This is a genomic window from uncultured Roseicyclus sp., assembly GCF_937892565.1.
GTDB lineage: Bacteria > Pseudomonadota > Alphaproteobacteria > Rhodobacterales > Rhodobacteraceae > Roseicyclus.
Genome location: NZ_CALAHQ010000073.1, coordinates 86,987 through 109,809, shown reverse-complemented (window position 1 = coordinate 109,809; position 22,823 = coordinate 86,987). Strand labels below are relative to the sequence as shown.

The window sequence follows — 22,823 nt, the reverse complement described above, 5'->3', positions numbered from 1 at the left end:
CCCGAAACGCCGCCCCACCCCCATGGCCCAAGACCAACTCAGCTTTGATCTCTAGCCTGTCGCTGTTCCCGCGACATCGCGAAAGGGGCGCGGGCCTGATCCGCCCGGCGGGCTGGTCGATGGGCGCGCCCGCCCTACCATGCTGATCATGGCCCGCATGCGCAAGAAATCCGACCTGCCGCAAAAGACCTGTCTCACCTGCAAGCGCCCGTTCACATGGCGCAAAAAGTGGGAAAAGGTCTGGGAAGACGTGCGCTATTGTTCGGATCGCTGCCGCGATACCCGCAAAAGTGAAGGGGCGCCGCGCCGGACCTGAAGGGGCACGCCGCTACCATCCGGGGTCGCGCTGCACGGGTCGTGCCAAGGGACCCGGTCGCGCCCGGCGGGGGACGCGGAATGGCCATGCGCTGCTTTCGGCTCAGGGCTGGCGGGGTCGCAACATCTGACCAAAACCTGTTGCCGATCGGAAACTTTTTCCGTAATCGGCGGCGCAACGGCCTTGTATGCGCTGGAATACCGCGCAGGCGTAGCATCGAGGAGAGACGAGGATGGGTGGGAGTGTGACACGGGCACGGCTGCAGGTGGCCGGCGCATTGGCTGCGTTTGTCGAAGAGCATGCCCTGCCCGGCACGGGTGTGGCGCCCGATGCCTTTTGGGCCGGGTTTTCCGAGCTATTGCATGGGTTTGCCCCGCGCAACACGGCGCTTTTGGACAAGCGCAAGGCGCTTCAGGACCAGATCGACACTTGGCACATCGCGCGGCGTGGCCAACCCCATGATGGCGAGGGCTATCAGGATTTTCTGCGCGAGATCGGCTATCTTCTGCCCGAGGGCGCGGCGTTTTCCATCGACACGACCCATATTGATCCGGAAATCGCGACGGTCGCCGGGCCGCAGCTTGTGGTGCCGATCACCAATGCGCGGTTTGCGCTCAATGCCGCCAATGCGCGCTGGGGCAGCCTTTATGATGCGTTCTATGGCACCGATGCGATGGGCAGCCTGCCCAAGCCCGGCGGCTATGACCGCGGGCGGGGCGCACGCGTGGTGGCGCGCGCGCGGGTGTTTCTGGACAGCGTCTTTCCGATCGAAAGCCACAGCCATGCGGATGCGCGGCGCTACCATGTCGATCGCGGCCAGCTTCTGATCGATGACAAGCCGCTCGAAAACCCGGCGAAATTTGCGGGCTATGCGGGCCACCCCAAGGCACCCTCCCATGTGCTTTTGGTCAACAACGGGCTGCATGTGGAACTGGTGTTTGACCGCACCCACCCCATCGGGTCGCGCGATCAGGCGGGTCTGGCCGATGTGCGGATGGAATCGGCGATTTCGGCAATCATGGATTGCGAGGATTCGGTGGCCTGCGTCGATGCCGAAGACAAGGTGCTGGCCTATGGCAACTGGCTGGGGCTGATGAAGGGCGACCTGACCGAGACCTTTGCCAAGGGCGGCCAGACCGTGACGCGCGCGCTTGCCCCCGATCTGGCCTATGTCGCCCCCGATGGAAGCGCGCTGACAGTCAAGGGCCGCGCCCTGATGCTGGTGCGCAATGTGGGCCATCTGATGACCAACCCCGCGATCCGGCTGGAGGACGGCTCCGAAGCCTATGAGGGGCTGATGGATGCGATGATCACCGTGCTGATCGCGATGCATGACCTGAAAAAGGACAGCGGCCTGCGCAACAGCCATGCGGGCTCGGTCTATGTGGTCAAGCCCAAGATGCATGGCCCCGAGGAAGTGGGTTTTGCCGATGCGACCTTTACCAAGGTCGAAGAGGTGCTGGGCCTGCCGCGCTATACGGTCAAGCTGGGCGTGATGGATGAGGAACGCCGCACCTCGGTCAACCTCAAGGAATGCATCCGCGCGGCCAGGCATCGGGTGGCCTTCATCAACACCGGGTTTCTGGACCGAACCGGCGACGAGATCCACACCTCGATGGAGGCGGGGCCGTTCAGCCGCAAGGATTTCATCAAGCGCAAATCCTGGATCACCGCCTATGAGAACCAGAATGTCGATATTGGTCTTGAATGCGGGCTGAAGGGGCGGGCGCAGATCGGCAAGGGCATGTGGGCCAAGCCCGACGCCATGGCCGAGATGCTGGAGGTCAAGATCGAGCATCCGCGTGCGGGCGCCAATTGCGCCTGGGTTCCCTCGCCCACCGCGGCGACGCTGCACAGCTTGCATTATCATCAGGTCAATGTGGCCGCCGTGCAGGACCGGCTGCTGGCGGGCGGGCGGCGTGCCTATGTCACCGCGCTCTTGGACATTCCGATGGCCAGTTTCAAACGCTGGAGCGAGGCACAGATCATCCGCGAGGTGGAAAACAACGCCCAAGGCATTCTGGGCTATGTCGTGCGCTGGATCGATGCGGGGGTGGGCTGTTCCAAGGTGCCTGACATCCATGATGTGGCCCTGATGGAAGATCGCGCGACCTGTCGCATTTCGGCCCAGCATATCGCCAACTGGCTGCATCACGGCGTCGTCTCGGAGGTGCAGGTGATGGAGATCCTGCGCCGGATGGCCGGCGTGGTGGACCGGCAGAATGCGGCCGATCCGACCTATGTGCCCATGGCGCCGGGGTTCAATGGCATCGCTTTTGCCGCGGCCTGCGATCTGGTGTTCAAGGGGCGGGAACAACCCTCGGGCTACACCGAACCGGTGCTGCATGCCCGGCGGCTTGAGCTGAAATCAGCCTGAGGGAGTGGGGGCGCTGCCCCCGCCCGTTCCGGGCCCCCCCGGAGTATTTGGAAAGCAAAGATGGGCTAGGCCCGCAGTCACCTTGATGGGAGGTCAAGACGATGATTTCACTGGAACAGGCGCGCCAGATGATCGCGGTTGCGCGTGCCACGGGGCGCGATCTGGGGCTCAAGCCCTTGTCGGTGGCGGTGCTGGATGCGGGCGGGCATCTGTTGGCCTTTGAGCGCGAAGACGGGGCAAGCCCGGGCCGTTTCGAGATCGCGCGCGCCAAGGCTTACGGCGCGGTGATGCTGGGCATGCCCGGCTCGGTCCAGTTGGCGCGCGCCGAAGCCCAGGCCTATTTCATGGCCGCGGTGAACGGTGCTTTCGGCGGCAAGGTCGTGCCGGTGCCCGGCGGCGTTCTGGTCTTGCGTGATGGCGCGGTGGTTGGGGCGGTCGGCGTGTCCGGCGACACCTCGGACAATGATGCGAAAGCCGCCGTTGCAGGCATCGAGGCGGCGGGCTTTCAGGCATCGGCTTAAGGCCGCCGCAGGATGTGCCGCATTTTTGGGCAGTTGCGGGGAATTGAGGCTGTCCGACCCGGAGAAGATCTTTTCGTTCGGATCGAATGGCGCTAGGTGTTGTGGCCTGCACAAGGGGAGCGCACATGGCCCGGCCCGTGATCGGCATCATCGGCAATCATCATCTGATCAATGATCAATATGCCACCCATGCCGGTGGCGCGATGAATTCGCAGGCCGTGGCCGAGGTGTCGGGTGGGCTGCCGCTGGTCATTCCCGCCGATCCGCGCTTTGTGTGCATTGAGGAATTGATGGGGGTCTGTGACGGCTTCCTGTTCACGGGCGGGCGACCCAATGTGCATCCCGAGGAATATGGCGAGCCCCCCACCGAGGCGCATGGCGCCTTTGACCGGGCCCGCGATGCGGTGGCCCTGCCCTTGATCCGGGCCTGTGTGGCGCGCGGCCAGCCCATTTTGGGCGTCTGCCGCGGGTTTCAGGAGCTCAATGTCGCGATGGGCGGATCGCTCTACCCCGAGATCCGCGACCTGCCCGGGCGGATGAACCACCGCATGCCCCCCAATGGCACCATCGAGGAGAAATTCGCGCTGCGCCATCCGGTGCGCTTTACCCCGGGCGGCGTGTTTCACCGCCTTTTCGGCGCCCATGAGGTGATGACCAACACGCTGCATGGTCAGGGCATCAAGCAACCGGGCGCAGGGATCGTGATCGACGGCCATGCCCCCGACGGCACGCCCGAGGCGATCTATGTCGCCGATGCGCCGGGCTTTACCCTGTCGGTGCAATGGCACCCCGAATATCGCGCAGCGCAAGACCCGGTCAGCCGCCCGCTGTTCGACGCCTTTGGCGCGGCGGCCCGTGCATGGGCCGAGGCACGTCGCCCCATGCGCGTGGCCGACGTCGCCTGAGGCGCGGATCAGCCTTGGGGCGCGCCGCGCATCTCTCGGATCTGGGCGCGGATCTTTTCCCAACGTCGGGCATCCTCGGCCCGGCCTGCGGTGCGGGCATTGGCCGCTTTCCGGGCTGCTTCGGCCTCGGATTTGTCGCCATGGGCGTCATAAAGGCTGCGGGCATATTGAACGAGATCGCGGTAATCCATGTGTGATCCTTCCTCCGTGACAGGGCCCAAGACTAGCATGGCAGCGGCGCTGTCGCGGATTTCGGTCCAAGGGCAGCCCATCCCGGCAAGTCCTTGCCGAACGGGGCCCATGCGCTAGCCGTATTGCGCCAGCATCGCCTTGAGATCATCAAGGCTGGCCACCTCGGCCACCGGCTTGTCGCGGCGCCAGCGTGCCATGCGGGGAAAGCGCAAGGCCACGCCGGATTTGTGGCGCGGGCTGGCCTGGATGCCCTCAAAAGCGATCTCGAACACCAGCTCGGGCCGGACCGCACGCACCGGGCCGAAGCGGTCGGTGGTGTGCTGGCGCACCCAGGCGGTGATGGCGCGAAATTCGGCGTCGCTCAGCCCGGAATAGGCCTTGGCAAAGGGCACGAAGCCCGCCCCATCGCGCACCGCAAAGGTGAAATCGGTGTAAAGTGTCGCCCGCCGGCCCGACCCGGCCTGTGCATAGATCATCACCGCATCGATGGTCAGCGGATCCAGCTTCCATTTCCACATGTCCCCTCGGTGCCGCCCCATGCGATAGGGCGCGTCAAGCCGCTTGAGCATCAGCCCTTCGGCCCCACGCGCCCGGGCCTGCGCCCTGAGGGTGGCAAGCCCGGCCCAATCGGGGGCGCCCAGCGCGGGCGAAAGCCGCAGCGCCACGCCATCAGCAAGCCCGCCCAAAAGCTGTGCCAAGCCTGCGCGTCTTTGGGCAAAGGGCTGCGCCCGCAGATCGCGACCCTCCCATTCCAGCAGATCATAGGCCATCATGATCACCGGCGCCTCGGCCAGCAGGCGGGCGGGCACGCTCTTGCGGGCGATGCGTGGCTGCAGCCGGGCGAAGGCCAGCGGATGGGCGGCGCGGTGGTCCCAAGCCAGTACCTCGCCATCGATGACGGTGCCGTCGGGCAGGGCTTGGGCCAGCGTGGCCAGTTCGGGAAAACGGTCCGTCATCAGCTCTTCGCCGCGCGACCACAGGTGATGGCTGCCGCCCCGCCGGATCAGCTGGCCACGGATGCCGTCCCATTTGTCCTCGGCCAGCCAGTCGGTCACCGGTCCCAGCGCGTCGGGCGCCAGGTCAAGCTGATGGGCCAGCGCAAAGGGATAAGGGCGCGACAGCGCGGCCTGTGGATCGGGGGCTGCGATCAGACCCTGCCATGTCGTGGTGTCGGGCGACCAATCGCCCATCAGACGGTGGGTCAGTTCGGCCTCGTCTATGCCGGTGGCTTGCGCCAAGGCACGGGTCATCAGCTTTTGGCTGACCCCCATACGCCAGCCACCCGTGATGAGCTTGTTGAAGATGAAGCGCTGGGTCGGATCAAGCCCATCCCATGCGCGCAGCACAAAGTCGCGCCGCTTGGCGTCATCAGCCCCGTCCAGTGCGCGCAAGTCGGCGATCCAGTCGCTCAGCGATGCCTCGATCCGCGTCTGGGGCGGCGGCAAGATCAGCGCGATGGTCTCGGACAGATCGCCCACGACAGGGTAGCAGGTCTCGAACAGCCAGGTGGGGATGCCCGCCCGCTCGGCCGCCCACAGGCGCAGCCTCGAGGTGGTGATGCTGCGCCTTGGGCGTCGCCCGGACAAAAGCGCCACGGTCCACAGCCGGTCAGCCTCGGGGGCGGAGGCGAAATAGGCCGCCAAGGCCGCGGTCTTGGCGCTGGTTCGCGTGGTCTGGTCAAGGGCGGTATAGAGCGCTGCGAATTCTTTCATGGCGCGGTTCTTGTCCGCAAGAAGGCGCCCATGCGCGCAAGGGCTGCATCAGCGGCGGGCATCTTGCCGGCGTGCAGGTGCCAGACATGGGGCAGCCCGGGCCATGGGTCATGGGTCGCATCATCCATCGCGGCCACAAGGCGGCGTGCCTCTGCGGCAAGCGCTTCTTCGGCGCCGCTCTGGATCATCGCCGGGGGCAGGCCCGCCAAATCGCCCAGAAGCGGCGAGATGGCCGGATCGGCAGGATCGCGCCCCCCCAGATAGGCCGCCCGGATGCGCCGGGCCCATTGCGGCGGGATCAGCATTTCGCCAGGCGCGGCGGCAAAGCGGGCCGCGATGTCGCCCGACAGATCCGCAGCAGGCGCGATCAGCGCCATGGCGCGCGGCAAGGGCTGGCCGGTATCGCGCAGATGCTGGGCCAGCAGCAGCGCAAGATTGCCCCCCGCGCTATCGCCAGCCAGCGCCACGGGGAACAGGCCCGCGCCCACCAGCCGGGCATGGGCGGCGATGATGTCATCGCGCGCGGCCGGAAACGGGTGTTCGGGGGCCAGCCGGTAGCGCGGCAGAACGGCACGCAGCCCGGCCGCACGCGCCAGATGCGCGGCAAGCGCGGCATGGGTGCGGGGGCTGCCGATGGTAAAGCCGCCACCATGGACATAGAGCAACACCCCCGCATCCCGCGCCACGCCGCCCGGCCGCAGCCAGAGCGCACCATCAGGGTCGGTGCGGACGGCCGTATCGGCGGGAAACGCACTGCTCAGGCGCGCCGAAAGCGCAAACAGCAGCCGCAGCCCCCGCTGGGAGGCAACAGCAGCCAGCACGCGCCGGTCGATCGCCTGCGCCGTCCAGCGCCAGAAACGGTCGGTCCTGGTCAGCGGCGGGTATGTCATGGGGCGCTCTGCCGTGCGGCAAGGGGGGGATCGGTGTCGTTCCGGGTGTCGCGGTCGGGATCCGGCTCAACCTCGGGCAGATCGAGCGCCTCGCCGCCAAATTCCGTGGCCACGATGCCCGCCTCATAGCCCTGTTCGCCCAGCCAGCGGGCAAAGGGCGCGGTGTAGCCATGGGTGACAAAGACCCGCTCGGCTCCGGTCGCGGCGATGGCGGCGTTGAGCCCCGCCCAATCGGCATGGTCCGACATGACGAAGCCGCGATCGGCCCCGCGCCGCCGCCGCACCCCGCGCAGCTGCATCCACCCCGAGGCGATGCCCGTCGACACAGGCCCAAAGCGCCGCATCCACGCCGACCCCAACGCCGACGGCGGCGCCAGCACCATCGCCCCGCGACAGGCCGCAAGATCGAGCCCCGGCGCCACCGCGACCGTGTCGGGCAACGCGATCCCCTGCCCCCGCAGCACCGCGTTGGTGGCCTCGATCGCGCCATGCGTCAGGATCGGCCCGATCCCCGGATCCAGCAGGCGCAGCACCCTTTGCGCCTTGCCCAGCGCATAGACCCCCAGAACTGCGGTCTGCCCCCTCGCCCGGGTTTCGGCCCACCAGCCATTGATCTGTTGGGCCAGAACCGCCTCGCTGGGCCAATCATAGATCGGCAGACCAAAGGTGCATTCGCTGATGAAGGCATGGCAGGCGACCGGCTCGAAGGCTTCGCTCAATCCATCGGCCACGGTCTTGTAATCGCCCGACACGACCCAGACCTCTCCCGCCACTTCGATGCGGATCTGGGCTGATCCCGGGACATGGCCCGCGGGGTGAAAGCTGACGCGCGCATCGCCGATGCGCAGCACCTCGCCATAGGGCAGCGTCGCAAGGCGGATGTCGCCCAGGCGGTGCCGCATGACCGGGGCGGCGGCCCGGGTGGCCAGATAGGATCCATGCCCGGCGCGGGCATGATCCGAATGGCCATGCGTGATCAGCGCCCGCGCGACAGGGCGCCACGGGTCGATATAGGCATCAGCCGCGGGGCAATAGATGCCGGCTTCCCTGAATTCCAGAACCATGGGCATCACACTAGGGCGTTGCCGCGCCCGTGCAAGCCTGCCCCTTGCCTCTCCCATCCGGGCCCGGCTAAATGCCGCCCGACCCAAGGAAAGATACGATGACACGTTACGTCTACAAGATGGTTCCAGCCCCTGAGACATCCACCAAGCGCAAGGGGCTGAAGGGCACAGGCCTGTTTGCCGCCACTCTGGAAGAACTGCTCAATACGCTCGGTGCCCAGGGCTGGGAATATCTGCGCGCCGAAACCCTTCCCGAAGAGGTGCGTTCCGGTCTGACCTCGCGCAAGACGGTCTATCGCAACCTGCTGATCTTTCGCCGCGCCCTGCCCGAGGATGGCCCGCCCCAGCCGCCCCTTGCAACCGCCCAGATGGCGGCCGCGCCCGTGCCCCCACCCTTGCGGCGCACCGACACCCGCCCCCCGACCGAAGGCGCGCCAAGCCTTGCCAATCTGTTCCTTCCCCCACAGGACCGTTCCGATCCCGACCGGGGCGCCGGATCCTAGGCGCTGATCTTCAGTGCCAGCGCGTGAATCTCGACGACCAGATCGCGGCCCAGCGCCGCATGCACGGCGCGGTGACGGGCGATCCTGTCCATGCCTTCGAAACGCGCGCTGGCGATTTCCACGCGGAAATGGCTTTCGCCCCCCTCCTGATAGCCCGAATGGCCGCGATGGCCCTCGCTTTCGTCGACCACCTCCAGCTGGCGCGGCGCAAAGGCCGCCTCGAGCCGCGCCCGGATTTTCTCGCCTCTTGTCACGATTTCCACCTCATGCCCCTTCACCTTGCCGCCTGAAACACTAGAGTTGCCCCTCCGAGTCGAGAAGGGAAGGCCCAATGCCCGACAAAGACCCGTTCAATTTCGATCTGCGTGTCGCGACCGACAAAAAGAAACGCCGTTCGGGCCGGCGTGGCATGTCGGGCGCATTTGAAACGTCGCAGCGCGTCTGCGAGGCCGAAGGCTGTGCAGAAACCGGACAATACCGCGCACCCAAAAGCCCCGACAACCTCGAAGACTACAAATGGTTCTGCCGCGATCACGTGCGCGAATACAATCTGAAATGGAATTTCTTCGAAGGCACCACCGAGGCCGAGATGGAAGCGCAGCTTGACCGCGACCGCGTCTGGGACCGCCCCACCAAACCCTTCAAGCGCACCGTCGAAGAAGCGGCCTGGGCCCGGCTGGGGGTCGATGATGCCCATCAGGTTCTGGGCGGCAATGCCACCCGCAACCCCGGGCGCGCCAATGGCATGGGCCGCAAGCTGCCGCCCACCGAACGGCGCGCGCTGGAAATCCTCGAGGCCCGCGACAGCTGGACCAAGACCGAGATCCGCAAGAGCTACAAGGCGCTGATCAAGATCTTGCACCCCGACATGAACGGCGGCGACCGTTCGGACGAGGACCGCCTGCAAGAGGTCGTCTGGGCTTGGGATCAGATCAAGGACAGCCGCAACTTCGCCGATTGACGATTGACCCTGCGCGGGGCCCGTCCATCTTTGCTTTGAAAATACTCCCGCCGGAGGCACCCTTGGGCGCAACCGGCACGACGCCCGAAACCGGGGGGCCCGCCCACCACCTTCCCCCCGCGCCGCGCAAGCGGCGCGCCCCCGGCGACGGCACAGCCGGCGCAACACGGACCGACGCGATGCGTGAAACCCATGTCACCACCTTGATCCTGGGCGCAGGTGCGGCCGGCATGATGTGCGCGGCCCATGCGGGGGCGGGCGTTCTGGTCATCGATCATGCCCGGTCGCCGGGTGAAAAGATCCGCATCTCGGGCGGTGGGCGGTGCAATTTCACCAATCTTCACACAGCGCCCGGGAATTTCCTGTCGGAAAATCCGCATTTCTGCAAATCCGCCCTTGCGCGCTACACGCCATGGGATTTTCTCGATCTGGTCGGCCGCCATGCCATCCCCTGGCATGAAAAGACGCTTGGCCAATTGTTTTGCGACCGCTCCGCCAAGGATATCATCGCGCTTTTGCGCGCTGAAATGTCAGGCGCCGATCTTTGGCTTGAAACCACACCCGAAGATGTGGCCCATGACGGCACGGGCTTTCGGGTCCGGCTGGATCGGGCTGGCCAAAAGGTCATCGTCACGGCCAGAAACCTTGTTCTGGCGACGGGCGGCAAATCCATCCCCAAGATGGGCGCCACCGGGTTGGCCTATCAGATCGCGGCGCAATTTGGCCATCGCATCACCGAAACCCGCCCGGCGCTCGTGCCTCTGACATTTGACGAGGCGCAAAAATCCGTCTTTGCGGCATTGGCGGGAACCGCTGTGGACAGCCGCATCGCTTGCAACGGCACAGCCTTTGACGAGGCGATGCTGTTTACCCATCGCGGGCTTTCGGGGCCTGCGGTGTTGCAGATTTCGTCCTATTGGCGCGAGGGTGATGCGCTCTCGGTCAGGCTTTGTCCCGGGGTCGATCTGTTCGACCATCTGCGCGCGCGCCGCGCCGAGGCGGGGGCGAAATCCGTGGCAACGATTCTGGCAGAGGTGCTGCCCAAAAAGCTCGCCCAGCATCTGACCGGCGATTGGGGTGTCGCGGGCAACATGGCCGATCAATCCGATGCGGCCTTGCGCGCGCTGGCCGACCGGCTGGAGGGCTGGCATCTGACCCCCACCTCATCGGAGGGCTACCGCACCGCCGAGGTCACGCTGGGCGGGGTTGCCACCGATGCGATCAGTTCCAGATCGATGCAATCCCACCTTGTGCCGGGTCTGTTCATCATCGGCGAAGCGCTCGATGTCACGGGCTGGTTGGGGGGGTACAATTTCCAATGGGCCTGGTCGTCGGGGGTTGCTGCGGGCCGGGCGATCGTGACGGGCTAGTCGCGCCAGAAGCGCAGCGTGAACAGCACGAAAACAGACAACAACTCCAGCCGCCCGAGGATCATCGCCGCGATCATGATCCATTTTGCCGACACTGGAAACGCCTCGACCGATCCTGCGGCGCTGACCTCGGGACCAAAGGCCGGGCCGATATTGGCCACCGATGTCCAGGCGGCGGTGATCGCGGTGCGGGTGGACAGGCCCGTCAGCGACAACAAGACCGCCGTCACACCCAGCGTCAGGAAGAACAAGACCGTGAATGCCATCACGGAATCGATCACATCGCGCTCGATCGGGCGCCCATCAAGACGTGGGGCCACGACGATGCTGGGCCGAAGCAGGCGGCGGAACTCGGCGATCAACGCCTCGCGCAGCACCATGAAGCGAAACACCTTGACCGAACAGACGGTCGACGCGGTGCAGCCCCCGATCAGGCCCACGATGAAAAGCACGGCAAAGGGAAAGCTGCCCCATTGTGTGACATCGGCGCTGCTGTAGCCGGTGCCGGTAAACACGGTCACGATGTTGAACAGCGTCTGGCGCACTGTCGGCTCCCAGTGATCGCCCAGCACCAGCAACCGCCACAAGATCACCGCCGCGCAGGCATAGCCGATCCAGCGCAGAAAGGCGCGCACCTGCACATCGCGCAACAGCGCCCAAGGATCACCGCTGGCCATCTGGATAAAGCGGATAAAGGGCACAGCCGCCAGGATCATGAACAGGACGGCGGCGTATTCCGCAGGCCCCGAAAACGCGGCAAAGCTTTGGTCGGTCGTCGAAAAACCACCCGTGGACAGGGTGGTCAGCGCATGGACCACGGCTTCATAGGGGGTCATGCCCAACAGGCCATAGGCGGCCATGCAGGCCAGCGTCAGCGCCACATAGGCCATCACCAGCCCCTTTGAGATATCGATCGCCCGCGGCAAGACCTTGCCCAGCGTGTCAAAGCCTTCGGCGCGGAAAAACTGCATCCCCCCCACCCGCATCACCGGCAGAAAGATCAGCGCCACGATCACGATCCCCAGCCCGCCCAGCCATTGCAGGATGCCGCGCCACAGATTGACCCCGCGCGGCAGCGCATCGAGACCGGGAAAGACCGTCGATCCCGTGGTGGTCATGCCCGACACAGCCTCGAAATAGGCATCCGTCAGGCTGACATCGGGCGCACCCAGCACAAAGGGCATGGCCCCGATCAAGGGCAGCACCACCCATGTCGCCGTGGTCAGGATGAAGGCCTGTCGCACATTCATCTGGCCAAAGTCGAAATTGGCCGAGGCCAGCGAAATGCTTGCGCCCAGCGCCACGGCGATGATGGCACAGACGGCAAAGGCCTGCCAGTTGGGATTGCCATCAGCCAGATCGAGCGCCATCGGAAACAGCATCGACAGCCCCAACACGATGGTCAGAAGCCCAAGGATGTAACCCACGGGTCGCAGATCGAACATAAGGCGGAGCGTTGGCCCCCCGACACGGCGCTGTCAAGCGACCGCGCCCCCTGCGCATGCGAAAGGGGCGCGGAAAACGCCGGTGTCAGCCGCGGTGGATCAGGCTGGCAAAAAGATGCGGATCAAGGCTTGCCTGCGCAAAGGTCGCCCCTTCGGTCAGGACACTGACCGCATCATGGCTGTGCAGGCTTTCCTGATGGCTGGCCACAACCCGGAAATCCCCCAGCCGTGGATCGGCATGGAGCCGCTCGGCAAACAGGCGCGCGGCATCTTCGACAAAGATGGGATTGGCGGCGTTCAGCTCGGCAAAGGCCTGTTCATCTTCGCGCTTGACCATCACCTGCGTCTCGGTCGGCACGGCGGCGCGGGCCATCTCGATCAGATCCTCGAACCACAGACAGCCCGCACCTTCGGTCAAGACCACCGACAGCCGCGCAACCGAGCGCTGGGAATGGGGGGTTGCCAGCTGATTGCGCATGGCGCGCGCATGTTCCGACAGTTCCAGCGAACAGGGGCAGGTCGAGGAATAGACAAAATCCAGATGCACGATCTTCTGGCGCAGCCCGCCCCGTTCGACCAGTTCCAGCGCGATGTCGTAATACTGATACCCCGTCAGCCCCGAGCGCAGGCTTTTCACCTTGGCCGGGAATGACAGTCGCATCTGGATGCGCGCGTCAAAGCTTTCCAGATCGGATTTGTAATCATCAAGCGCCGCCTCGATAACCTCGAAGCTGAAGGTCTTTTCGGCATGCGCATAGAAAGACCGCATGATGCGGCTCATGTTGATACCCTTCTTGTCCGCCTCAAGGCTGACGGTGCCGGTCACGCCGGTTTCGAGCGTCAGATCACCATTGTCGCGCGTGTGATAGCGGATCGGCAGGCGGAAATTGGAAATGCCCACATGCTGGATCTGACGATTGGCGCCCCGGATCAGCGACGACGGCCCATTTTGCAAATCGGGCAGCGTCGCCTTGTAGGCGGCATCAATGGTGAAGCCGTCGGGATAGCGGCGTTCGAATTGCGGATACCCCCCGCCGATCAGGCGCGCCATCGCCGGGTCTAGCGCGGCAATATCATCGGCGCTGGCGGTTTCCGCCCAGAGCTTCAGACGCGCAAGCGCGGCCTCGGCCTCGTCGCGCGTCACGGCTTCGGGCAGTTCGATGACATGCATGTTCATTATGGTCGTCCCCCATAGAGCCGGTCTTGCCCGCCTTACATAGATCGCCCGCGCGCCGGGCCCAATCCTTTGCAACGAAAGAAATACGCGGGCCGACGGCGAACGGATCACAATGGGGCGCCCCACGGCGGGGTTGTGCGCGCCGGCCCGGCGGTCCAGTCTGCCCCCATCACATGAGGACACAACATGCCGCAACCCGATCACATCTCGATCTATGATCTACCCGATCCGGCCGATCTGGACGATGACATGCGCCGCTATTTCGAGGTCTGTCAGGAAAAGCTGGGGCTGGTGCCCAATGTGCTGCGCAGCTTTTCGCGCAACCAGGAAAAGCTGCGCGGATTTATCCAGTATTACAACACCTTGATGCTGGCACCCTCGGGGTTGAGCAAGCTCGAGCGCGAGATGGTCGCGGTGGTGGTGTCCTCGGCCAACCGCTGTTTTTATTGCCTTGTCGCCCATGGTCAGGCGGTGCGCGCCTTGTCGGGCGATCCGCACTTGGGGGAAATGCTGGTGATGAATTACCGGGTGGCGCCTGTGTCTGCGCGGCAGCGGGCGATGCTGGATTTCGCATGGACCCTGACCACCACCCCATGGGAGGTCGAGGCCCCCCATCGCGCGGCACTGTTTGACGCCGGTCTGACCGAGGCCGAGATTTTCGATCTGGCCGATGTGATCGGGTTTTTCAACATGACCAACCGTTTCGCCATCGCATCCGACATGATGCCCAATCCATCATACCACGCGATGAACCGCTGAAAAGCCAAGCCCCGCTTGCCCTGGGTCGTCCCCGGCGGCAGTAAATCCTGACACCGGCTCTCATGATTAACGAAGTCTTAATCACTGGGGGCAAAACTATGCCAAATCGGGTCTTTCCGCACGCCGTGAGAATCGACCGCCTGATGGCGCCGGGGATCGGCACGGGATTGGCCCCGACCGGCATGGAGATTTGGGGGCCGCAGATGGCGCAGCAATCCGCATTCGATGATCAGGCCAAGCTTTCGGGGGCTGCGGCCACGCCGCACGCCCAAGCCGACAAAGCCGCCATGCTGCAGGTCGTGATGCGGGCGCATCTGTTGCGCGGCGCGCTGGACAATGCGCGGGCGGCGGCTGATCTGTTGGCCCAGCTTGCGGGCCAGCCCAAGGGGCTGTTTGTGCTTTTCGAGGCCGCGCTGGATCTGGACCAAGTGCAACTGGCGCGCACGATCCTGTCCGAGGCCGAGGGCAAGGGCCGGGTAACCGCGCATGAGACGGCGCTGATGCGCGCGCGGATCGCGCAAACTCAGGGCGACATGGCGGCGGCAAAGGCCATTCTTGTCAGCGCGATCGAAGCCACCCCCGATGAGGTGGCGCCGCGCCGGGCATTGGCCGAAGTGATGGTGGCTATCGGAACCGCCGCCGACACGCGCACGGTTCTCAACCATCTGGGCGGCGCCACGACCCCGACCCCCAACGCGACGCAGGCCAAGACCGACTAGGCGCGCGTGCCGCGATCAGACCCGGTATTTTTCGATGAAGCCATCCAGCGGCAACTGGCGAAAATCCTGCAGCGCCTGTCGCAGCCGATCATGTGCCCAATCCCACCACGCGATGTCCAGAAGGGCCTGTTCCTGAGCCTCGGTCATCCGGCGGCGGATCGGGGTTGCGGGCACGCCCGCCACAATGGTGAAGGGGGCAACGTCCTTGGTCACAACAGCGCCTGCGGCCACGACCGCACCGATGCCCACCGCCACCTCGGGCTTGATGATCGCGCCATGCCCGATCCAGCAATCGGCGCCAAGGCTGGTGCGCCGGCTGGCCCGATGGGCGAAAAACGCGGCGTCATCGGCCACATCGTCCCAGTAATAGCTGGAGCGATAGAGGAAATGGTGCTGTGCGGGCTGCGCCATAGGATGATCGGTCGGCCCGATGCGGGTCATCGCGGCGATATTGGCAAACTTGCCGACGCTGGTGTTGGCGATATCGGCCAACCTTGCGCAATAGGCGTAATCGCCGAAGTGCGAGTTGGTGACATGCGAGCCTTGGCCCACCTCGCAATAGGCGCCGAAGGTGGAATTGACGATCTGGCATCCGGCGTGAATGAAGGGTTCGCTGGCCGAGAGTTTTGGCATCATGCGGCTTTCTGCACTGAAGCGGTTGTTATTCGCCCTTGATCAGCTTGCGCCGCAGCCAGCCCGAGAGCGCATCCATCGCGATCACCAAAAGCACGATCAAGATCATGTAATAGGTGACTTTTTCCCAATCCTGTGTGGTCTGGATCGCCTGCGTCAGCATCAGGCCGATGCCGCCGCCCACGATCGCCCCGATGATCGTGGCCGAGCGCGTGTTGGATTCGAGGAAATATAGCACCTGGCTCAGGAGCACCGGCATCACCTGCGGGATGACGCCGAAGCGGTAACGTTGCAAGGCGTTGGCGCCAGTCGATTGCACGCCTTCGACCTGTTTCTGGTCGGTATTCTCGAGCGCCTCGGAGAAGAGCTTGCCGAAACCGCCCGTATCCGTGATCAGGATCGCCAAGGCCCCCGTCATCGGCCCCGGCCCGAAGGCGCGGCTGAGGATGATGGTGAAGATCAAGGCATCAACCCCACGCACGAAGTCGAAGACCCGGCGCACGGCAAAGCGGATCGATTGAGCCGGCGTGAAATTCTGGGCCGCAAGAAACGCCAAGGGCAGAGCTATTGCCGCCGCCCCAAACGTGCCAAGGAATGCCATGAGCGCCGTCTCGCCAATGGCCCAAACCACATCGCCATGCCGCCAGACCGAGTTATACCAGACATCGCGAACGACCGATTGCCAATTGGGCAGATCGGGATAAAGCCGCTCGCCGCCAAGGACCGAGGCCATGACCGCACCCGTCCCCATGCCGCTGTATTGGCTGTTGAGGTCGAAAAAGAACAGCTCCCAGCCGAAGAAATACCGGAAGGTATCGGCGCGCGAGCGCGTCACCGTCAGACGCCCCTCGGGCGTTGCGACGGCCACGCGGCTGTCAGAGGCGTTGATGAAATCAGGCACCGGTCCCGCTTGCGGCAACTCCAGCGCCAAGGCCTCACCCACCGTCACCCGGATCGGCCCATAGCCCGGCAGATCATAGGTGATCACCGGCCCCTCATAGGTGACGGTATGGCCATTGGTCAGATCGACGACCACCCGTTCATCCGAAATCGCGACCCAATCGGGGATCTGCACATCGCTGTAAATCGCGCGCCTGCTGCCCTCGACCGAGACATTGGTTTCAAAGCTGCGGTTGTCCTGCGTGACGTGGATCTTGTGGCTGACCGCGTCCGACAGCAAGATCACGGCATTGTCCATATTGGCCCGCTGCGCCAAACCCGGCACATCGAAGGCCACGAAGATATAGCCCAGATAGACGAGCAACACGGCGGGCACGGCAAGCGCGATGGCGCGCTTGCGGGCAAAACCCTTGATCGTGGCTTCGCGCAGATCGGCATGGTCAAGCATGGCCATCACGCGGCCCTCCCTTGGGTCAGGCTGTTGCGCATCCAGCTCGAAATCTGGTCGACGATCACGATGGTGGCAAACAGCATCAGGAAAATCGCCGCCGCCTGGTCGAACTTTCCTTGGCCAAAGGTCATGGCATTGCGCAGCTCATAACCGATACCGCCCGCCCCCACGAAGCCCAAGATGGCCGAGGCGCGGATATTCACTTCGAGCCGCAAGAGCGAATAGCTCAGGTAATTGGGCAGAACTTGCGGGAACACGCCCAACCATGTGCGCTGCCACCATGTCGCGCCGACCGAAGCCAGCCCATCGAGCGGCTTTAGATCGACGTTTTCGTTCACTTCGGAAAACAGCTTGCCCTGCGCGCCCGCGGTGTGGATCGCGATGGCGATGACGGCAGGCACCGGGCCGCCGCCCATGATGAAGATCAGGACCAGCGCGATGACGATCTCGGGCACGGCGCGGAACACATCCGATGTGCGGCGCGCCACGGGAATCAGGCGCGGCCAATAGGCAAGGCCACGGGTGCCAGCCAAGGCCAGCGCTGTGCCGAGCAAACAGCCAAGAATGGTCGAGACCATGGCGATGTTCACCGTCTCGATCAGCGCCGGGAAGGCGGCAGTGGCGTGTCCGGGCATATTGGCCGCGTTGCGCCATGCTTCACTGATAAGGTCATGGGGAAAATCGAAAATCCGCGAGATACCCTCGGCAAAGCCGCCCGCGTTGCGCTCTTCGGCGATTTGGAACCCCGCGACAAAAGTCACGATAAAGGCCAAAAGAAGCAGCCCGCCATACATGCGTTTGCGACGCGTGAGAGCAAGGTAATCGTCGCGAATGTCGCTAATCCGGGGTTCGGCTGGCAGGACCGTAGCCATGGCACTTCCTTTGAAAGAAGAACCGGATGCCGCGAGCGGCGGCATCCGGCAAGATTATCCCAAGGCGATCAGTTCATCTGCGAGCGGCGGACGGCGATGATCGTCTCATAGGCTTCATGCGCAATCGGCAGGAAGCCAGCGGTTTCACCTGCCGCCACGCCATAAGCACATTCCGGATCAGCTTCGTGCAGATTGGCCAGCAACTCGATGATGGTGTCTTTCACTTCCTGCGGCAGCGCATTGCGCAGCGTGATCGGGCCTTCGGGGATGGGGCTCGAGCGCCAGATCTCGACCAGATCGTTCATGTCGACGATGCCGCTGTCGGCCGCGCGGCGGAAGGCGCCCGAATTGTAGCCATCGGCCCAATCGCCCTGCGCGTCAGCCCAAGCCACGGCGGCGTCGAAATCGCCATTGGCCACACCGATGATCGACTGCTCATGGCCGCCCGAGAAAACGACCTTGCCGAAAAATTCACCTTCGGCCATCGGGTAGCCCTGCTGGGGCAGCTCGACGAGGGGGACAAGGTAGCCCGAGGTGGAGTTGACGTCGGCAAATGCAAATGTCTTGCCCTTCATGTCCTCCAGCGAGCTGATGCCACTGTCGGCGCGGGCGAACCCGATCGAATGGTAGTTGAAGCTGCCGTCGAGATTTGTCTTGACCAGCACCGGCGAAGCCGCTTCGGGATCGGCGATGTGGATCGCGGCATAGGAAGATGCGCCCAGCCATGCCAGATCAATCGTGCCGCCCAGCATGCCCTGGATCACGCCGTTATAGTCGGCGGGGGTGAACAGGCGGACAGGCACACCAAGCGCTTCTTCGGCATAGGCGCGGAAGCACTCGTTGGACGTCAAACGGTCTTGCGCATTCTCACCGCCGAGCAGGCCGATGTTGAATTCGGTGATCTCCTGGGCTGCAACAGGGCTTGCGATCGCCGTGGTCAGCGCGAGCAAAGTGACAAGTTTCTTCATCGGATCTCTCCATTGGGTTTTGCCCCGATCCGGGGCACGGGCGGAATTCAGTTTCAGGCCAGGCTGGCCGCCTCGCGCAGCGCGGTCAGCGCCGGGCTGTCGTCGGGGCGGTTTATGGCGGTCGAGGTGGCAGCCTCGTTGAAGCTGTCATCCGCGCCATAAATCTCGCGCGCCACATCCGTGGTCAGTTGCGCCGGCGTGCCATCGAAAACCATGCGCCCGTCGCGCATGCCGATCACGCGGTCGCAATAGTGGCGCGCCGTATCAAGGGTGTGCAGGTTGGCAATCACCATGCGCCCATCTTCGACGTTGATGCGCTTGAGCGTGTCCATCACGATCTGCGCATTCATCGGATCAAGGCTGGCGATGGGTTCATCGGCCAAGATGATCTGGGGATCCTGCATCAGCGCGCGCGCGATGGCCACGCGCTGTTGCTGGCCACCCGACAGCGCCTCGGCGCGCTTGGGGGCTTGTTCGGCGATGCCCAGACGATCGAGAATATCGAGAGCCCGCAAGATATCTTCACGGCTCCAGATATTGAACATTGTGCGCAGGGTCGAACGACGGTTCAAGACACCATGCATGACGTTGGATGCCACATCCAACCGCGGCACCAGATTGAACTGCTGAAAGATCATCGCGCATTGGCTTTGCCAGGCGCGGGCTTCGGCGCCCTTGAGCGCCAGAATGTCGCGCCCGTCGACCAGGATTTGACCCGATGTCGCATCCGTCAGCCGGTTCATCATGCGCAGAAAGGTCGACTTGCCGGCCCCTGAACGCCCGATGATGCCCACAAATTGCGGGCCGTCGACCTTGAAGGAGAGTGCATCCACCGCCCGCTTCTGGCCGAACAGGCGCGTGGCTTTTTTGACTTCGAGCATGCGACCCTCGCTTGTTGTTGAGGGCTTGTGTCAAAGACAGATGACGCTCAGGCGACGAAACGGTTAAGGTTTTGTGACAAAGCGCGCCGCGCTGGTGCAGGCTTGGGCAACGCTGTCAGACGGGCATCAATATGGGCGCAGGCGTCTGGTATCTTGCAGCCGCGCTTGCGCTGATGCGGTGATCCCCCGTGGCTGCATCGCAAAATGCGCGCGCCATCTGTGCGGTCAGGTCTTGAGGGGCGCCGTCGAACACGACACGTCCCTGCACCAAGCCAATGATCCGGTCGCAACAATCGCGCGCATCCTCCGGGCGGTCGGGGCTGCACAGCACGGTGAGCCCATCTTGCTGGTTGAGCGTGCGCAAAACTTCCAGCGTGCTTGGGCCGTCGCCCCGATCCGGGCGATTGATCACATGATCGACAAGAAGCATCCGCGGCCCATGCATCAAGGCCCGGGCGATGGCGATTCTCTGGCGCTGCGCATGCGACATGGTCTGGGCTTTTTGCCGGGCGTTTTGTGCCAGCCCCACGCGGTCCAGCGCTGATCCGGCGCGGGCACGTTCGCGCGGGGTGAAAATCTGCGCAACTGCGCGCCAGGGCGTCAGATCGTGACCGCGCCCGATCATCACATTTGTCGCGACATCCAGATGATCAGCCAAATGGGCCCGCGCGCCCACCAATGCGCAATCGGCACGCCAATCGCGCAAAGCACGCCCCTTGATCTGGGCGATGTCGGTGCCATCGCACCAGATATGTCCCTCCGACGGGTCGATCAGGCGTGCCACCAACCGCAGCAATGTCGATTTGCCTGAACCCGAGCGCCCGATGATCCCCACCATCTGGCCCGCCGGAATCTCAAGCGTTGCGTCCGCCACGGCGATGGTGCTGCCAAATCGGCGGCTCAACCTGTCCAGTTTCAACATAGAATGCGGCCCCCTGCCTGTTGGCATGACGCGTCATGCCTTGTGCCGACCACGCATCGCCTGACGCGCGACACCCTTTTGTGTTGTCATGCCGCTCATGTGTAATAGCTCGATAACGGCGGCATGACGTCTTGATGACACCGCGCGCCAGACTGACCGGCTCTGGCACATCCCCAAACGTCACAAAACCATTACGCAGCCGATATCGTGCCGTTACATTCATCCCCTTCCTGAGCGCTGACATCGCAGGAGCCCGAGATGCTGGATACCGCCCACGCCCCCGATCTGACCCTCAGCGATGCGCGCATCGTCACACCGCTGGGCGTGGTCGAAGGCGCGTTGAAGATCGAAGGCGGCATGATCGCGGGCATGGGGCGGGCGCGCGATGGCCTGAGCCTTGGCGGTGCCTTTTTGATCCCCGGCATTGTCGACCTGCACACCGATCATGTGGAACGGCACACCCATCCGCGGCTGACGGTTCTGTGGCCGCTTTTGCCTGCGCTGATGGCCCATGACGCGGTGGTGATCGCGGGTGGCACAACGACGGTGTTCGACAGCCTGTCGGTCGGCGCGTCGATGAAGCGGCCCGAACGCCGCGAGATTCTGGAACCGCTGGTCGCCGCCATTGCCGAAGGTCAGGCGGCGGGCGTGTTTCGCGCCGAACATCTGCTGCATCTGCGCTGCGAAATATCCGACCCCGCGACCATCGCACTGGTCGATGCCACCATCGCGCATCCGCTGACGCGGCTTGTGTCGGTGATGGACCACACGCCGGGCGACCGCCAAAGCCCGGATGTCGCGAAATGGTTCGATCACATGATCCACGAGATGGAGGTGAACGCCGCCACCGGCCAGCTGATGATGGATGATCTGCTCGACCGCTCGCGCAGCATGGGCCAGATCGTGCGCGATCATGTCGTGGCCAAAAGCCGTGCCGCGTCACTTCCCTTGATGAGCCATGATGACCGCAGCGCAGACCACGCCGATCAAGCCGCCGCCGAAGGCATGGCGATCTCGGAGTTTCCCACCACACTGGTGGCCGCAGAGCGCGCGCGCGCGCAAGGGATGTCAATCATCATGGGCGCGCCCAATTACCTGCGCGGCGGATCGCAATCGGGCAATATCGCGGTGTCCGAATTGCTTGCCCGGGGTCTGGTCGATGCGCTGGCATCCGACTACGTGCCGCGCTCGTTGCTCGATGCGGCCTTTCGGCTTGCCGACGATCCGGACACGCCCCATGACCTGCCCGCCGCCATCGCCCTTGTCAGCGATGCGCCCGCCCGCATGGCGGGGCTTGGGGATCGCGGCCGCATCGCCGAAGGTCTGCGCGCCGATCTGGTCGCAGTCCGCATGGTCGCAGGCCAACCCGTCGTCCAAGCCGTATGGCGCCAAGGCAAACAGGTGTATTGATGCAACCCATTCAAATCGGCGCGGCCTTGATGGTCGCTGATCTCCCCCGCTACCGTGATTGGCTGATTGCGGGCCAGCGCGATCTGGAAATTCAGGATTTCTTGTTGCCCGGTGTCCTGACGGGCGACTGGCAGGCCCGCGTCGATGCAGCGAAAGCCCGGCTTGATGGCTTTACCGGGCGTTTGGGCATCCATGGGCCTTTCATCGACATGACCCTCGACATGGCCGATGCCGAGATTGCCCCCATCGTCGCACGCCGCCTTGAGACCGGCGTGGCCGCCGCCGCCGCGCTGGGTGCGACGCAGATGGTGATCCATTCGCCCTTCACCACATGGGATTGGTTCAATTTGGGAAACAATCCCCGCCAAGGCGACACACCGTCGGATTTCGAAGCCAAGATCGCGCGTGTGGCGGCCCTTCTGGCCCCTGCCATCGCCCGCGCCGAGGGCGAGGGCGTCACGCTGGTGATCGAGAACATCGAAGATATCGACCCCGCCCAGCGCCGGTTGCTGGCCCAAGGCCTGGGCTCGGATGCGGTGCGCCTGTCGATTGATACGGGCCATGCCCATTACGCCCATCACGCAACCGGCGCGCCACCGGTCGATTACTTCATCCATGACGCGGGCGCGATGCTGGACCATATCCATCTGCAAGACGCCGATGGCTTTGCCGACCGCCATTGGCCACCCGGGCGCGGCACCATCAATTGGCACGCGGTCTTTGCCGCCATCGCGACCCTGCCCCAACGCCCGCATCTGGTGCTGGAGTTGCGCGATAGCGCCGATATCCCCGCCGCCATGGATTGGCTGGAGCGTCAAGGCCTTGCCTGCTGAGCCGGGCCTGCGCCGTCATCCTTGCACAAATACGCATGCCCC

The 22,823-nt window shown here is 64.3% G+C and carries 24 protein-coding genes; 11 read left to right on the top strand and 13 right to left on the bottom strand.

Features of this window, described 5'->3' with window-relative positions; translation table 11 throughout:
• Positions 1 to 148 precede the first annotated feature (148 nt).
• The 4 genes from Q0094_RS10745 (at position 149) to Q0094_RS10730 (ending at position 4,119) form a co-directional block, all read left to right on the top strand.
• Positions 149 to 316 carry a DUF2256 domain-containing protein gene (locus Q0094_RS10745; protein WP_297619090.1) on the top strand — a complete coding sequence of 56 codons (168 nt, stop codon included), beginning with the start codon at positions 149 to 151 and terminating at the stop codon, positions 314 to 316.
• A 232-nt stretch (positions 317 to 548) separates the two neighbouring features.
• Entirely contained in the window at positions 549 to 2,693 is a 2,145-nt protein-coding gene (locus tag Q0094_RS10740) for a malate synthase G (protein ID WP_297619087.1), read from the top strand.
• 101 nt (positions 2,694 to 2,794) lie between these two features.
• On the top strand, positions 2,795 to 3,214 hold the full coding sequence (locus Q0094_RS10735) for a heme-binding protein (protein WP_297619084.1): 420 nt from the start codon (positions 2,795 to 2,797) through the stop codon (positions 3,212 to 3,214).
• A gap of 125 nt (positions 3,215 to 3,339) precedes the next feature.
• Complete coding sequence (locus tag Q0094_RS10730; RefSeq protein WP_297619081.1) at positions 3,340 to 4,119, top strand: gamma-glutamyl-gamma-aminobutyrate hydrolase family protein; 780 nt, start codon at positions 3,340 to 3,342, stop codon at positions 4,117 to 4,119.
• Between the two features lie 8 nt (positions 4,120 to 4,127).
• Here the strand turns inward: Q0094_RS10730 and Q0094_RS10725 are convergent, their stop codons facing one another.
• From Q0094_RS10725 to Q0094_RS10710, 4 genes are all read right to left on the bottom strand, one after another.
• Complete coding sequence (locus Q0094_RS10725) at positions 4,128 to 4,310, bottom strand: hypothetical protein (protein WP_297619078.1); 183 nt, start codon at positions 4,308 to 4,310, stop codon at positions 4,128 to 4,130.
• Between the two features lie 114 nt (positions 4,311 to 4,424).
• The gene (locus Q0094_RS10720) at positions 4,425 to 6,023 is read right to left on the bottom strand and encodes an ATP-dependent DNA ligase (protein ID WP_297619073.1); all 1,599 of its coding nucleotides are present in this window, start codon (positions 6,021 to 6,023) and stop codon (positions 4,425 to 4,427) included.
• Positions 6,020 to 6,913 carry an alpha/beta hydrolase fold domain-containing protein gene (locus Q0094_RS10715; protein ID WP_297619070.1) on the bottom strand — a complete coding sequence of 298 codons (894 nt, stop codon included), beginning with the start codon at positions 6,911 to 6,913 and terminating at the stop codon, positions 6,020 to 6,022. Before Q0094_RS10715 ends, Q0094_RS10720 begins: the two co-directional genes overlap by 4 nt.
• On the bottom strand, positions 6,910 to 7,983 hold the full coding sequence (locus Q0094_RS10710) for a ligase-associated DNA damage response exonuclease (RefSeq protein ID WP_297619068.1): 1,074 nt from the start codon (positions 7,981 to 7,983) through the stop codon (positions 6,910 to 6,912). Before Q0094_RS10710 ends, Q0094_RS10715 begins: the two co-directional genes overlap by 4 nt.
• A 92-nt stretch (positions 7,984 to 8,075) precedes the next feature.
• Here Q0094_RS10710 and Q0094_RS10705 point away from each other — a divergent pair, with 92 nt between their 5' ends.
• On the top strand, positions 8,076 to 8,480 hold the full coding sequence (locus Q0094_RS10705; protein WP_297619064.1) for a DUF4177 domain-containing protein: 405 nt from the start codon (positions 8,076 to 8,078) through the stop codon (positions 8,478 to 8,480).
• Here Q0094_RS10705 and Q0094_RS10700 read toward each other — a convergent pair.
• Entirely contained in the window at positions 8,477 to 8,734 is a 258-nt protein-coding gene (locus Q0094_RS10700; RefSeq protein ID WP_297619103.1) for a BolA family transcriptional regulator, read from the bottom strand. The genes Q0094_RS10705 and Q0094_RS10700 overlap by 4 nt on opposite strands.
• A gap of 77 nt (positions 8,735 to 8,811) precedes the next feature.
• On the opposite strand from Q0094_RS10700, the gene Q0094_RS10695 reads away from it, so the two are divergent.
• The gene (locus Q0094_RS10695) at positions 8,812 to 9,441 is read left to right on the top strand and encodes a DnaJ domain-containing protein (protein ID WP_297619061.1); all 630 of its coding nucleotides are present in this window, start codon (positions 8,812 to 8,814) and stop codon (positions 9,439 to 9,441) included.
• Between the two features lie 179 nt (positions 9,442 to 9,620).
• Positions 9,621 to 10,811, top strand: a complete 1,191-nt coding sequence (locus tag Q0094_RS10690) for an NAD(P)/FAD-dependent oxidoreductase (protein WP_297619058.1) — start codon at positions 9,621 to 9,623, stop codon at positions 10,809 to 10,811.
• Here Q0094_RS10690 and Q0094_RS10685 read toward each other — a convergent pair.
• Positions 10,808 to 12,256 carry a TrkH family potassium uptake protein gene (locus Q0094_RS10685; RefSeq protein ID WP_297619055.1) on the bottom strand — a complete coding sequence of 483 codons (1,449 nt, stop codon included), beginning with the start codon at positions 12,254 to 12,256 and terminating at the stop codon, positions 10,808 to 10,810. The genes Q0094_RS10690 and Q0094_RS10685 overlap by 4 nt on opposite strands.
• A gap of 85 nt (positions 12,257 to 12,341) precedes the next feature.
• Positions 12,342 to 13,433 carry a GTP cyclohydrolase FolE2 gene (gene folE2 / locus Q0094_RS10680; RefSeq protein ID WP_297619052.1) on the bottom strand — a complete coding sequence of 364 codons (1,092 nt, stop codon included), beginning with the start codon at positions 13,431 to 13,433 and terminating at the stop codon, positions 12,342 to 12,344.
• Between the two features lie 186 nt (positions 13,434 to 13,619).
• Here folE2 and Q0094_RS10675 point away from each other — a divergent pair, with 186 nt between their 5' ends.
• The gene (locus Q0094_RS10675) at positions 13,620 to 14,192 is read left to right on the top strand and encodes a peroxidase-related enzyme (protein WP_297619049.1); all 573 of its coding nucleotides are present in this window, start codon (positions 13,620 to 13,622) and stop codon (positions 14,190 to 14,192) included.
• Between the two features lie 125 nt (positions 14,193 to 14,317).
• Positions 14,318 to 14,911 carry a hypothetical protein gene (locus Q0094_RS10670; protein WP_297619046.1) on the top strand — a complete coding sequence of 198 codons (594 nt, stop codon included), beginning with the start codon at positions 14,318 to 14,320 and terminating at the stop codon, positions 14,909 to 14,911.
• A 15-nt stretch (positions 14,912 to 14,926) separates the two neighbouring features.
• Here the strand turns inward: Q0094_RS10670 and Q0094_RS10665 are convergent, their stop codons facing one another.
• The 6 genes from Q0094_RS10665 to Q0094_RS10640 all read right to left on the bottom strand — a co-directional run bounded on the left by Q0094_RS10665 (position 14,927) and on the right by Q0094_RS10640 (position 20,538).
• Positions 14,927 to 15,544, bottom strand: coding sequence for a chloramphenicol acetyltransferase (locus tag Q0094_RS10665; RefSeq protein ID WP_297619100.1), 618 nt, complete (start codon positions 15,542 to 15,544; stop codon positions 14,927 to 14,929).
• Positions 15,545 to 15,572: 28 nt separating this feature from the next.
• Positions 15,573 to 16,898 (bottom strand): phosphonate ABC transporter, permease protein PhnE, encoded by a 1,326-nt coding sequence (gene phnE / locus Q0094_RS10660; protein ID WP_297619043.1) that lies wholly within the window; start codon positions 16,896 to 16,898, stop codon positions 15,573 to 15,575.
• Positions 16,898 to 17,767, bottom strand: coding sequence for a phosphonate ABC transporter, permease protein PhnE (gene phnE / locus Q0094_RS10655; RefSeq protein ID WP_297619040.1), 870 nt, complete (start codon positions 17,765 to 17,767; stop codon positions 16,898 to 16,900). Before phnE (Q0094_RS10655) ends, phnE (Q0094_RS10660) begins: the two co-directional genes overlap by 1 nt.
• Before the next feature lie 68 nt (positions 17,768 to 17,835).
• The gene (phnD, locus tag Q0094_RS10650; protein WP_297619038.1) at positions 17,836 to 18,735 is read right to left on the bottom strand and encodes a phosphonate ABC transporter substrate-binding protein; all 900 of its coding nucleotides are present in this window, start codon (positions 18,733 to 18,735) and stop codon (positions 17,836 to 17,838) included.
• A 53-nt stretch (positions 18,736 to 18,788) separates the two neighbouring features.
• Positions 18,789 to 19,616 carry a phosphonate ABC transporter ATP-binding protein gene (gene phnC, locus Q0094_RS10645; protein ID WP_297619036.1) on the bottom strand — a complete coding sequence of 276 codons (828 nt, stop codon included), beginning with the start codon at positions 19,614 to 19,616 and terminating at the stop codon, positions 18,789 to 18,791.
• 115 nt (positions 19,617 to 19,731) lie between these two features.
• Positions 19,732 to 20,538, bottom strand: coding sequence for an ATP-binding cassette domain-containing protein (locus Q0094_RS10640; protein ID WP_297619032.1), 807 nt, complete (start codon positions 20,536 to 20,538; stop codon positions 19,732 to 19,734).
• A 258-nt stretch (positions 20,539 to 20,796) separates the two neighbouring features.
• Between Q0094_RS10640 and Q0094_RS10635 the strand changes: the two genes are divergently transcribed.
• The gene (locus Q0094_RS10635) at positions 20,797 to 21,948 is read left to right on the top strand and encodes an alpha-D-ribose 1-methylphosphonate 5-triphosphate diphosphatase (protein ID WP_297619029.1); all 1,152 of its coding nucleotides are present in this window, start codon (positions 20,797 to 20,799) and stop codon (positions 21,946 to 21,948) included.
• 29 nt (positions 21,949 to 21,977) lie between these two features.
• Complete coding sequence (locus Q0094_RS10630; protein ID WP_297619026.1) at positions 21,978 to 22,781, top strand: sugar phosphate isomerase/epimerase; 804 nt, start codon at positions 21,978 to 21,980, stop codon at positions 22,779 to 22,781.
• Positions 22,782 to 22,823: the final 42 nt, after the last annotated feature.

Coding starts and splice junctions, on each gene's coding strand:
- Q0094_RS10745 (WP_297619090.1), top strand. CDS start 149: ATGGCCCGCATGCGCAAGAAATCCGACCTGCCGCAAAAGACCTGTCTC.
- Q0094_RS10740 (WP_297619087.1), top strand. CDS start 549: ATGGGTGGGAGTGTGACACGGGCACGGCTGCAGGTGGCCGGCGCATTG.
- Q0094_RS10735 (WP_297619084.1), top strand. CDS start 2,795: ATGATTTCACTGGAACAGGCGCGCCAGATGATCGCGGTTGCGCGTGCC.
- Q0094_RS10730 (WP_297619081.1), top strand. CDS start 3,340: ATGGCCCGGCCCGTGATCGGCATCATCGGCAATCATCATCTGATCAAT.
- Q0094_RS10725 (WP_297619078.1), bottom strand. CDS start 4,310: ATGGATTACCGCGATCTCGTTCAATATGCCCGCAGCCTTTATGACGCC.
- Q0094_RS10720 (WP_297619073.1), bottom strand. CDS start 6,023: ATGAAAGAATTCGCAGCGCTCTATACCGCCCTTGACCAGACCACGCGA.
- Q0094_RS10715 (WP_297619070.1), bottom strand. CDS start 6,913: ATGACATACCCGCCGCTGACCAGGACCGACCGTTTCTGGCGCTGGACG.
- Q0094_RS10710 (WP_297619068.1), bottom strand. CDS start 7,983: ATGCCCATGGTTCTGGAATTCAGGGAAGCCGGCATCTATTGCCCCGCG.
- Q0094_RS10705 (WP_297619064.1), top strand. CDS start 8,076: ATGACACGTTACGTCTACAAGATGGTTCCAGCCCCTGAGACATCCACC.
- Q0094_RS10695 (WP_297619061.1), top strand. CDS start 8,812: ATGCCCGACAAAGACCCGTTCAATTTCGATCTGCGTGTCGCGACCGAC.
- Q0094_RS10690 (WP_297619058.1), top strand. CDS start 9,621: ATGCGTGAAACCCATGTCACCACCTTGATCCTGGGCGCAGGTGCGGCC.
- Q0094_RS10685 (WP_297619055.1), bottom strand. CDS start 12,256: ATGTTCGATCTGCGACCCGTGGGTTACATCCTTGGGCTTCTGACCATC.
- folE2 (WP_297619052.1), bottom strand. CDS start 13,433: ATGAACATGCATGTCATCGAACTGCCCGAAGCCGTGACGCGCGACGAG.
- Q0094_RS10675 (WP_297619049.1), top strand. CDS start 13,620: ATGCCGCAACCCGATCACATCTCGATCTATGATCTACCCGATCCGGCC.
- Q0094_RS10665 (WP_297619100.1), bottom strand. CDS start 15,544: ATGCCAAAACTCTCGGCCAGCGAACCCTTCATTCACGCCGGATGCCAG.
- phnE (WP_297619043.1), bottom strand. CDS start 16,898: ATGGCCATGCTTGACCATGCCGATCTGCGCGAAGCCACGATCAAGGGT.
- phnE (WP_297619040.1), bottom strand. CDS start 17,767: ATGGCTACGGTCCTGCCAGCCGAACCCCGGATTAGCGACATTCGCGAC.
- phnD (WP_297619038.1), bottom strand. CDS start 18,735: ATGAAGAAACTTGTCACTTTGCTCGCGCTGACCACGGCGATCGCAAGC.
- phnC (WP_297619036.1), bottom strand. CDS start 19,616: ATGCTCGAAGTCAAAAAAGCCACGCGCCTGTTCGGCCAGAAGCGGGCG.
- Q0094_RS10640 (WP_297619032.1), bottom strand. CDS start 20,538: ATGTTGAAACTGGACAGGTTGAGCCGCCGATTTGGCAGCACCATCGCC.
- Q0094_RS10635 (WP_297619029.1), top strand. CDS start 20,797: ATGCTGGATACCGCCCACGCCCCCGATCTGACCCTCAGCGATGCGCGC.
- Q0094_RS10630 (WP_297619026.1), top strand. CDS start 21,978: ATGGTCGCTGATCTCCCCCGCTACCGTGATTGGCTGATTGCGGGCCAG.